We start from the raw sequence: 9730 nt of genomic DNA on the forward strand, positions 1-9730 counted from the left end.
GGGCGGGGTGGGGAAACTCTCAGCGCAGCCGTCGTGCCCGCAGGATCACGTCCTCGTGGTGGTGGGCCCCGGCGCCGCCCTCGGGGAGCACGCGGGGCCGCCGCTCGTCGACCTGCACCTCCCAGTCGTCGGTGAGCAGCGCGGCGACCGTGCCGGGCAGGACGTAGTCGGCCGGGTCGAAGCCGCTCTCGTGGGCCGTGTGCTCGTCGACCACGTGGTGGACGACAAGCAGCACCCCACCGACGGCGACGGCGTCGAGCAGCACCCGTTCCGCCGCGGCGTCGGGCGTGCGCAAGAGCGCCGGGTACTGCGCGGTGACCAGGTCGAAGGAGCGGGACGGGAGCGCCGCCTCGGTCAGTTCGGCGTGCACCCAGCGCACCTGGACCCCGGCGTCCCGCGCGTGCCCTGCGGCGCGGTCGAGGGCCACGCCGGAGACCTCGACGGCGGTCACGTCCCACCCGGCGCGGGCCAGCCAGATGGCGTCGGCGCCCTCGCCGCAGCCGACGTCGAGGACCCGCCCTTCGGCGAGCCCGGCGACCTCGGCCACGAGCGCCCCGTTGGGCCGCCCGCTCCAGAGCTGCCCGTCGGCGTACCGGGTGTCCCATTCCTCCCGTACGGCGGGGTCCCCGAGGTAGGCGTCGGCGGGCGCGGGCCCGGCGGACCCGGGCGATGTTGCTGCGGTGTTGTCGGTCATGACCCCACCGTGCCGCGAGTGTCCCCGGCGCACCACAAAAATTGCCGGTCCGGCAAACACAGCGAAACGCCCGCCCCGAACCGGAACCCGAACCGGAACCCTCACCCGGTGAACAGCTGAGTCGCCTTCCGTACGAGTTCGTACAGGCCGTAGCCGAGTGGCAGTCCCACCCAGAGCCAGGCGAGGACGGTGAGCCCGCGGCGGCTAGGCGGTGCGTCGGGGTGCGGCATCGGAGTCCTTCGCTGAGGCGGGCGCGGGTACCGGCGCGGTCGCGTCCGGTACGTGGTGATGGCGCGGGTGGACGGGACGGACCAGCTCGTTCGCGGCGAAGCCGACCAGGAGCAGGCCGATCATGATGGTGAGCGAGAGCCCGTAGAGCCCGGGGCCGCTCTTGCCCGCGGACTCCTGGGAGTCGGCCACCCAGTTGACGATCAGCGGGCCGAGCACCCCGGCCGTGGACCAGGCGGTGAGCAGGCGGCCGTGGATGGCGCCGACCTGGTAGGTGCCGAAGAGGTCCTTGAGGTAGGCGGGGATGGTGGCGAAGCCGCCGCCGTAGAAGGACAGGATCACCAGGGCGCAGCAGATGAACAGCGGTTTCGAGGCGTCGCCGAACTGGGCGATCAGCAGGTACATGACGGCGCCGACGCCGAGGTAGAGCCGGTAGACGTTCTTGCGGCCGATCAGGTCGGACGTGGAGGACCAGCCGATACGGCCCGCCATGTTGGCGGCGGAGAGCAGGGCCACGAACCCGGCGGCGGCGGAGGCGGAGACCGGGGTCGAGGTCTCCGCGAAGAAGTCCGTGATCATCGGGGCGGCCTTCTCCAGAATGCCGATCCCGGCGGTCACGTTCATGCACAGGACCAGCCACAGACACCAGAACTGCGGGGTGCGCAGCGCCTGCTTCGCGGACACCTGCGGACCGGCGGGGGCGGCCGGCGCCCCGCTCCCGTCCGCTGCCGGTGGGGCGGCGGCCGGTACGCGTACGAGCAGCACGCCGAGGGTCATGAAGACCGCGTACGTCAGTCCGTGCACCAGGAAGGCGAGGGCGATGCCGCCGGGGTCGGCGCCGAAGGAGTCCAGCATCTGCGAGGACCAGGGCGAGGCGATGAGCGCGCCGCCGCCGAAGCCCATGATCGCGATGCCGGTGGCCATGCCGGGCCGGTCGGGGAACCACTTGATGAGGGTGGAGACGGGCGAGATGTAGCCGATGCCGAGCCCGATGCCGCCGAGGAAGCCGTAGCCGAACACAATCAGCCAGTACTGCTCGGTGGCGGCGCCGAGCGCGGCGACCAGGAAGCCGGACGAGAAGCAGCAGAGGGCGACGGTCATGGCCCAGCGCGGCCCGTTGCGCTCGACGAGGGTGCCGCCGAAGGCGGCGGAGAGCCCGAGCATCACGATGCCGAGCTGGAAGGGCAGCGCGCTCTGCGTACCGGAGAGTCCGAGCGCGGATTCGAGGGGCGGCTTGAAGACGCTCCAGGCGTAGGCCTGGCCGATGGAGAGATGCACGGAGAGCGCGGCGGGCGGCACCAGCCAGCGGCTCCATCCCGGCGGGGCGAGGGGCGGGGTCATGGTCGCGAACCCTAGGAAGCGGGACGGCTGTTGGGAAGAGTGCGAACGTCGTTCGACCCGTCGAGCAGCAAGCCCGGCGCACCTGTCGACGGTCACCGGCCCCTGAGCACCCGGCACCCACCGGTAAGCACCCGGCACCCACCGGCACCCACCAGATCCAGCCAGAAAATTTTCAACTCCCTTTACTGCAAAGCCTGTTACTGTCCGTTCGCTCGGTGATCATGACCAGGTCCCGAGTGGTTCGACCAAAACGGGAGGAAACAAGTGAATCGCACGTTCGCAGTCAGCGCCCTGACCGCCGGGCTGTTCTTCGCCGGCGCCGGTGCCGCCTTCGCGGGGGCGTCCGGTGACGTCGAAGCGGCTGCCTCATGGCACAAGATCTCCACGCGCAAGAGCAGTGGTGTCTCGTTCCACTCGGGCAAGTACAAGTGGGAGGCCCCCGGGGCCAACCACGGCGCCTTCCACTGGAAGGGCTGGCTCAAGGACACCAGCGCGGGTGACGGGCACAACGTCTACGTGCAGGTGAAGGCCGAGGGCCACGACTGGAACCGCTTCAACGGCAAGCAGAAGAAGTCCGTCTGGAAGGACTACCTCGTGTGGGCCCCGGCCGACCGCTACACGGACGACGCCCGGATACGTTCCTGCCGTGACCGCGGCTCGTTCCACCCGGACAACTGCTCGCCCACCAAGCACTACCAGCGCTGACCACGCACCCTCGCGGGCCCCGAGTCCTGTACTCGGGGCCCGCCTGGGACATTGGGGGAACAAGAGAATGAGCACGTCAGAAGTTCTGGCAGCCACGGGAGTTGACCTCTCCTACGGCGCCACACACGCGGTGCGGGACGCGCATATCGTCCTCGGCAGAGGCGAGGTCGCGGCGATCACCGGGGCCAGCGGGTCCGGCAAGTCCTCGCTGCTGTACTGCCTGGCGGGAGTGTTGCCGGCGACGCGCGGGCGGATCGAGTTCGAGAAGCGTTCCTACGGCGACCTCGACGACGAGGAGATCAGCACGCTGCGCCGTGAGCGGTTCGGATTCGTCTTCCAGTACGGGGAGTTGCTCCCCGAGCTGACCATCGAGGAGAACACCGCGCTGCCGCTGCGCCTGGCCGGCAAGAAGAAGGGGCCCGCGCTCGCGGCCGCTGCTGAGGTCCTCGACCGCCTCGGGATCGGGGACCTGCGTGAGCGACGCCCCTCCCAGGTGTCCGGCGGGCAGAGCCAGCGCGTCGCCGTGGCGCGCGCACTGGTGCACCGGCCCGCCGTCGTCTTCGCCGACGAGCCCACCGGATCGCTCGACAGCGCCAACGCCGCCGCCGTACTGCAGGAGTTCCTGTCCCTGGCCCGCTCCCAGGGAACCGCGGTGCTCCTGGTCACCCACGACCCGGCGGTGGCCGCCCAGGCCGACCGCAACTACACCATGACCGACGGAACCCTCCAGCTCGCCGGGGCCGCCGCGTGAAGGAGTTCCTGCTCGGCCTCCGGCTGCTCCTCGGGTCCGGGCGGGGCACCCGGGCACGCTTTCTGCTCATGACCGTCGGCGGCTCACTCGGGGTCTGCTGCCTCGCGCTCGTGCTGACCATCCCGGCGATCCTGGACGCGCGCGACGGCCGGTCCGGCGACCGGTCGCCGGTCGTCTTCGCGGGCAAGCCGGAGCAGAACCGCACCTTGGTCCTCGAGCGGTCCGACCCGCACGGCTCACGCCCGTTCCACCGTGTCTTCATCGCACCCGGCAGCAAGGACACCCCCGCACCGCCGCCCGGCCTCGACCAACTCCCCGCGCCCGGCGAGGTGTTCGTCTCCCCGGCCCTCGCCGAACAGCTCGACCGCGAGCCCGCCCTGAAGGGACTGCTGCCCGGCCGCGTGCAGGGGACCGTCTCCCCGGCCGGCCTCACGGACCCGAACGAGCTGTACGCGTACGTCGGCATCACACCCGACAAGGTCACCGGCTTCGAGAGCACCCGCGCGCTCAGGGGCTTCGGCAAGGACTACGCGGCCGTGCCCACTGTCGAGCCCTCCACGCTCGACATCCTGCGTTTCACTCTCGGCACGCTGGTGCTCCTGCCGCTCGCCGTCTTCCTGTCCGTCTGCGCCAGGCTCTCCGCGGCCAGCCGCAACCGGCGCCTCGCCGCGCTCCGGCTGCTCGGTCTGAGCACCAAGGGCACCCAGCGGGTCAACGCCGCCGAGACGGTGGTCGCCGCGGTGTTCGGGGCGCTGCTCGGCCTGGCCGAGTTCTGGCTGCTCAACCAGGTCATGGCCAACACCGGTCTGCCCGGCCTGAAGTGGTATCCGGACGACGGCGCGCTCTCCCCCGTCACCCTGGCGATCTGTCTGCTCGGCTGCCCGGCGCTCGCCTGGTTCGTCGGCCGGGCCAGCGCACGTGCCGCCGCGGCCAACCCGCTGGGCGCCCGCCGCACTGCGGCGCCCCGGCCGCCGCGGATGTGGGGCGGGCTGCTGCTCGTCACCGGCCTGGGCATCGTCATCGGCTACTGCGCGACCGGGCTCACCGACAACCCGGCCCAGAGCACCGGCGTCAACACCCTCCTCGTACCGCTCGGGGTACTGCTCACCGGATTCGGCCTCGTCCTGACGATGCCGCTGCTGTCGTACGCTCTCGCCAAGCGCCTCGCCCGGTCCCGTTCGCTCACCCTCAACCTGGCGATGCGCCGCAACGAGGTGGAACCGGGCAGCGCCATGCGCGTGGTCACCGGTCTGGTGCTGCTCGTCTTCTCGGCGTCCCTCGCGCAGGGCGTCCTCGTCGAGGAGGACCAGATCCTGCGGCCGAGCTCGCCGTCCCAGGAGTACACCCTGTCGCTGTCCGGCCTCAGCACCCAACAGCAGCACCGGCTCCGTGAGATCCCCGAGCTGCGGGCCCACGCGATGGTGATGGAGCCACCGTTCGACCCCGAGAGCGAAGGCCCGGCCATTCCCGCCCGTGCCCTGGTCGCCACCTGCGGGCAGTTGGAGAAGATGGTGGTCCGGGTGGAGGGCTGCGTGGACGGCGAGGTGCTTCATCTCGTCGACCCGGATCTGCCGGAAGAGACGATCGCGGGCTCGACGATCCGGCTGAAGCAGGGTGACCGGCGTACCTCGATCAAGGTCGACGTGCCCGACCGGAAGGTCGCGTACGCCGGTCACGATGTGACCGCCATCGACGCACCGGTGCTGTACCCGCCGTCCAGGATCCCCGCCGGGGCCGTGCCCGCTTCCGGCAGCCTGATCCTCGCCAGCACGTCCGACCCGGAGACGGTACGGACGGTCCTCGACCGGATCGGAGCCATCGCGCCCACCGCGGATGTCGACCCCGTCGGCATCAACATCGACGCCCTGCAGCAGATCACCGTCATCGAGACACTGCTCGCCGTCGGCATGATCATGGGCCTGGTGATCGGTGCCGCCGCCTTCCTGGTCTCCGCCACCGACCGGGCCGTGGAGCGCCGCCCGCAGGTCACGGCCCTCGCCCTCATCGGCGCCCGGCCGCGCGTCCTCCGGCTCGTCCAGTGCCTGCAGGTCGTCCTGCCGCTCACCCTCGGCCTGGTGCTCGCGCTCGTCACCGGAAAGCTGGCCGAGTCCTCGTATCTGGTGACGGGCGGCGGCGAGGTCTTCTGGGACACTGCGGGTGTCCCGCTGCTCGCGCTTGCGGCCGTCAGCGTCCTGGTCGTGGCGGTACTCGGCACGTTGCCGCTGGTCGGCCGCCGGATCAATCCGGAACTGATCCGGCGCGACTGAGGGGAAACCCTCTGCGTGGTGCCCAAAGGTCCCGTGTGTGGTGTCCAAAGGTCCCGTCGTCCGCCCGGACGGCGGGACCTCGCCGTTTCCGGCCGGGACCTCTCCGTCGCCGGCCCGGAGCGGCGAGGGTCAAGCGGACGCAATGTGCTGCGCGAACCCTTGCTGGCCCAACTTCCATACTGTAGACAATATTTCGTCGACACCGTGCGAACAGCGTGCGACTCCCTTGAAGCCCTCCCGGTGCTTCAACTCCTCGGTCCCCTCAACCGACAGGAGCCACACCGTGAAAGTCGCAGTTCTCGGCGCCGGAGCGATCGGCGCCTACGTCGGAGCCGCGCTGCACCGCGCCGGCGCCGATGTCCATCTCGTCGCCCGTGGACCGCACTTGGCGGCCATGAGGCAGCACGGAGTGCGGGTGCTCTCCCCTCGCGGGGACTTCACCGCGCGGCCGCACTGCACCGACGACCCGGCCGAGATCGGCCCGGTCGACCATGTCTTCCTGGGACTCAAGGCCACCTCGTACGCGGCGTGCGGGCCGCTCGTGGCGCCTCTGCTCCAGGAGCACACCAGCGTGATCGCCGCCCAGAACGGCATCCCCTGGTGGTACTTCCACCGGCACGGCGGCCCGCACGACGGCCACCGGGTCGAGAGCGTCGACCCCGGCGGCTCGGTCAGCGCGGTCCTCGCCCCCGAACGCGCCATCGGCTGTGTCGTGTACGCGGCCACGGAACTCGAAGGGCCGGGCGTCGTACGGCACTTGGAGGGCACCCGGTTCTCGATCGGCGAGCCCGACCGGTCCGTGTCGAAACGGTGCCTGGAGTTCAGCGAGGCCATGCACACCGGCGGCCTGAAGTGTCCCGTGGAGCCCGAACTCCGCGACGACATCTGGATCAAGCTGCTCGGCAACATCTCGTTCAACCCGATCAGCGCCCTGACCCGGGCCACCATGCGCCAGATGTGCCTGCACGGCACCACGCGCGAGGTGATCGAGCAGATGATGCGGGAGACCCTGGCCGTCGCGCACACGCTCGGCTGCCGGCCCGCCATCTCGGTGGAGAAGCGCATCGCGGGCGCCGAACGCGTCGGCGACCACCGCACCTCGACCCTCCAGGACCTGGAGAAGGGCAAACCCCTGGAACTGGACGTGCTGCTCGCCGCAGTCGTGGAACTCGCGGGCATCACCGGGGTGCCCGTGCCCACACTCCGTACCGTGCACGCCCTGTCCGACCTGCTCGCCACCGGAACCAGCAGAGGACCCGCCCCGCCGACAAGGAGCGCGGCATGAAGAAACGCGACCGCACACCCAAGACGTACAAACGGCTCACCCATCCCCTGGTCCGCGACGAGAAGGGCGGGCCGCTGCGCCCGGCCACCTGGGACGAGGCACTCGCCAGAGCCGCCGACGGCTTCCGGCACGCGCGCGTGGAGCACGGCCCCGACGCGTTCGCGATGCTCTCCTGCGCCCGCGCGACCAACGAAATGAACTACGTGGCACAGAAGTTCACACGCGTGGTCATGGGCACCAACAACGTGGACTCCTGCAACCGCACCTGCCACGCCCCCAGCGTGGCGGGCCTGTCCGCGGTGTTCGGCTCGGGCGGCGGCACCTCCTCGTACGAGGAGGTCGAGCACACCGACCTGATCGTGATGTGGGGCTCCAACGCCCGCTTCGCGCACCCGATCTTCTTCCAGCACGTACTGAAGGGGATACGCAACGGGGCGCGGATGTACGCGGTCGACCCGCGCCGCACCTCGACCGCCGAGTGGGCGGAGTCCTGGCTCGGGCCGAACGTGGGCACCGACATCCCGCTCGCGCACGCCGTGGGCCGCGAGATCATCCACGCGGGCCTGCACAACCAGGCCTTCGTCGAGCGCGCGACCAGCGGCTTCGAGGAGTACCGCGCCCTGGTCGAACCCTGGACGCTCTCCCTCGCCGAGAAGGTCACCGGAGTCCCGGCCGCCGCGATCCGCGACCTCGCACACGCCTACGCCACCGCCGAACGCGCCCAACTCTGCTGGACGTTGGGCATCACCGAGCACCACAACGGCACCGACAACGTCCGCGCCCTCATCAACCTGTCGCTCCTGACCGGCCACGTCGGACGGTACGGGGCGGGGGTGCAGCCACTGCGCGGCCAGAACAACGTGCAGGGCGGCGGCGACATGGGGGCCATCCCCAACCGGCTCCCCGGCTTCCAGGACATCCTCGACGACGGCCACCGCGCCAAGTTCGAGTCCGCCTGGGACACGGTGATCCAGCCCAAGTACGGGATGACGCTGACCGACATGTTCGAGGCGATGGAGCACGGCGCGCTCAAGGCCGTCTACTGCATCGGCGAGAACCCGGCCCAGTCGGAGGCCGACAGCGAACAGGCGATCCGCCGCCTGACCGCCCTCGACCACCTCGTCGTCCAGGACATCTTCCTCACGAAGACCGCCGAACTCGCGGACGTCGTACTCCCCGCCACGGCCTCCTGGGCGGAAGCCGACGGCACAACCACCAACAGCGAACGGCGAGTTCAGCGCGTACGGGCCGCGCTCGCCCCGCCCGGCGAGGCCCGCGAGGACATCGACATCATCTGCGAGATCGCCGAACGCCTGGGCCACGCCTGGAAGTTCGCGGACGCCGAGTCGGTCTGGAACGAGCTGCGCTCCCTCTCCCCCGACCACTTCGGCATGACGTACGACCGCCTGGAGGACCACCAGGGCCTCCAGTGGCCCTGCCCCGACCTGGAGCAGCTCCCGTCGAGCTTCCTGCACGGCCGCCTATGGGAACAGGACCCCGAACTCCGGGGCCCACGGGCGGCGTTCGGCCTCGTCGACCACGACCCGCCGGTGGACCTCACCGACGAGTCGTACCCGCTGCGCCTCACCACGGGGCGGCGCCTCGACTCCTACAACACCGGGGTGCAGAGCAGCGGTTTCGCCTCTCCGCTGCGGCGCGGCGAGTACGTCGAGCTGTGCCCGGAGGACGCGGAGCACTACGGCGTCGTGGTGGGCGAGGAGGTACGGGTCGCGTCCCGGCGCGGCACGGTCGTCGCGCCGGTCTGGGTCGACCCCGGCCTGCGCCCCGGCCTCGCCTTCATGACCATGCACTTCCCCGACGAGGTGGACACCAACGCACTCACGATCGAGGCGAACTGCCCGATCGCGGGGACGGCGGAGTTCAAGGCGTCGGCGATCCGGATCGAGAAGCTGCCCGTCACGGCCGTGAGGAGCTGAGGCGTCCGATGGACCTGCACTTCGGTGACAGCAAGCCGACCGACGAGGAGCGCGCCGCGATCGACGCGCTCCTCGGCCCGCCCGAGTCGGCCTGGGAGGGCGCCGCGGACCGCCCGGACGCGGATCTGCGCTGGGCGCGCGGGGGCCGGGCGGCACGGGAACGGCGCGATCTGCTGTTGCCGGGGCTGCACGCGGTGAACGACCGCGTCGGCTGGATCAGCGAGGGCGCCCTCGACTACCTGTGCAGGCGGCTCACGGTGCCGCCCGCGGAGGCGTACGGGGTGGCGAGCTTCTACGCGATGTTCGCGCTGCGGCCGCGCCCGGCGACGGTGGTGCAGGTCTGCACGGACCTGGCGTGCGCGGCGCGGGGGTCTGCCGAGCTCTGCTCGGAGCTCAAGTCCCGTTTGGGAGCGCCTGGTTCACCCGCCGACGGTGCGATCTGGGAGGAGAGCCCGTGCCTGGGCCTGTGCGAGCGGGCTCCGGCGGCGCTGGTGGTGCGGGCGGGTACGGGTGCGCCTGCGG

At 71.0% G+C, this 9730-nt stretch carries 9 protein-coding genes; 6 read left to right on the forward strand and 3 right to left on the reverse strand.

Going from position 1 to position 9730, the window contains the following annotated elements; translation table 11 throughout:
* Nucleotides 1-19: 19 nt before the first annotated feature.
* The 3 genes from GUY60_RS28245 to GUY60_RS28250 all read right to left on the reverse strand — a co-directional run bounded on the left by GUY60_RS28245 (nucleotide 20) and on the right by GUY60_RS28250 (nucleotide 2263).
* The gene (locus GUY60_RS28245) at nucleotides 20-694 is read right to left on the reverse strand and encodes a class I SAM-dependent methyltransferase (protein WP_161702824.1); all 675 of its coding nucleotides are present in this window, start codon (nucleotides 692-694) and stop codon (nucleotides 20-22) included.
* A 101-nt stretch (nucleotides 695-795) separates the two neighbouring features.
* The gene (locus GUY60_RS39565; protein ID WP_281368591.1) at nucleotides 796-924 is read right to left on the reverse strand and encodes an MFS transporter small subunit; all 129 of its coding nucleotides are present in this window, start codon (nucleotides 922-924) and stop codon (nucleotides 796-798) included.
* Entirely contained in the window at nucleotides 899-2263 is a 1365-nt protein-coding gene (locus GUY60_RS28250; protein WP_161702826.1) for an OFA family MFS transporter, read from the reverse strand. The genes GUY60_RS39565 and GUY60_RS28250 overlap by 26 nt, the downstream gene beginning before the upstream one ends.
* A 264-nt stretch (nucleotides 2264-2527) precedes the next feature.
* On the opposite strand from GUY60_RS28250, the gene GUY60_RS28255 reads away from it, so the two are divergent.
* The 6 genes from GUY60_RS28255 to GUY60_RS28280 form a co-directional block, all read left to right on the forward strand.
* On the forward strand, nucleotides 2528-2968 hold the full coding sequence (locus GUY60_RS28255; RefSeq protein ID WP_161702828.1) for a hypothetical protein: 441 nt from the start codon (nucleotides 2528-2530) through the stop codon (nucleotides 2966-2968).
* A gap of 67 nt (nucleotides 2969-3035) precedes the next feature.
* On the forward strand, nucleotides 3036-3719 hold the full coding sequence (locus GUY60_RS28260; RefSeq protein ID WP_161702830.1) for an ABC transporter ATP-binding protein: 684 nt from the start codon (nucleotides 3036-3038) through the stop codon (nucleotides 3717-3719).
* On the forward strand, nucleotides 3716-5986 hold the full coding sequence (locus GUY60_RS28265) for an FtsX-like permease family protein (RefSeq protein ID WP_161702832.1): 2271 nt from the start codon (nucleotides 3716-3718) through the stop codon (nucleotides 5984-5986). Before GUY60_RS28260 ends, GUY60_RS28265 begins: the two co-directional genes overlap by 4 nt.
* Nucleotides 5987-6269: 283 nt before the next feature.
* Complete coding sequence (locus GUY60_RS28270; protein ID WP_161702834.1) at nucleotides 6270-7271, forward strand: 2-dehydropantoate 2-reductase; 1002 nt, start codon at nucleotides 6270-6272, stop codon at nucleotides 7269-7271.
* Entirely contained in the window at nucleotides 7268-9208 is a 1941-nt protein-coding gene (locus GUY60_RS28275) for a molybdopterin oxidoreductase family protein (protein ID WP_161702836.1), read from the forward strand. The genes GUY60_RS28270 and GUY60_RS28275 overlap by 4 nt, the downstream gene beginning before the upstream one ends.
* A gap of 8 nt (nucleotides 9209-9216) precedes the next feature.
* The coding region (locus tag GUY60_RS28280) for an NADH-quinone oxidoreductase subunit NuoE family protein (RefSeq protein WP_187370148.1) at nucleotides 9217-9730 on the forward strand (514 nt) is incomplete at its 3' end.

The organism is Streptomyces boluensis (assembly GCF_009908195.1).
Classification (GTDB): domain Bacteria; phylum Actinomycetota; class Actinomycetes; order Streptomycetales; family Streptomycetaceae; genus Streptomyces; species Streptomyces boluensis.

What these genes read in the sequence shown, in the direction of transcription:
- GUY60_RS28260 (WP_161702830.1), top strand. Translation starts at nt 3,036, where the DNA reads ATGAGCACGTCAGAAGTTCTGGCAGCCACGGGAGTTGACCTCTCCTAC.
- GUY60_RS28275 (WP_161702836.1), top strand. Translation starts at nt 7,268, where the DNA reads ATGAAGAAACGCGACCGCACACCCAAGACGTACAAACGGCTCACCCAT.
- GUY60_RS39565 (WP_281368591.1), bottom strand. Translation starts at nt 924, where the DNA reads ATGCCGCACCCCGACGCACCGCCTAGCCGCCGCGGGCTCACCGTCCTC.
- GUY60_RS28250 (WP_161702826.1), bottom strand. Translation starts at nt 2,263, where the DNA reads ATGACCCCGCCCCTCGCCCCGCCGGGATGGAGCCGCTGGCTGGTGCCG.
- GUY60_RS28245 (WP_161702824.1), bottom strand. Translation starts at nt 694, where the DNA reads ATGACCGACAACACCGCAGCAACATCGCCCGGGTCCGCCGGGCCCGCG.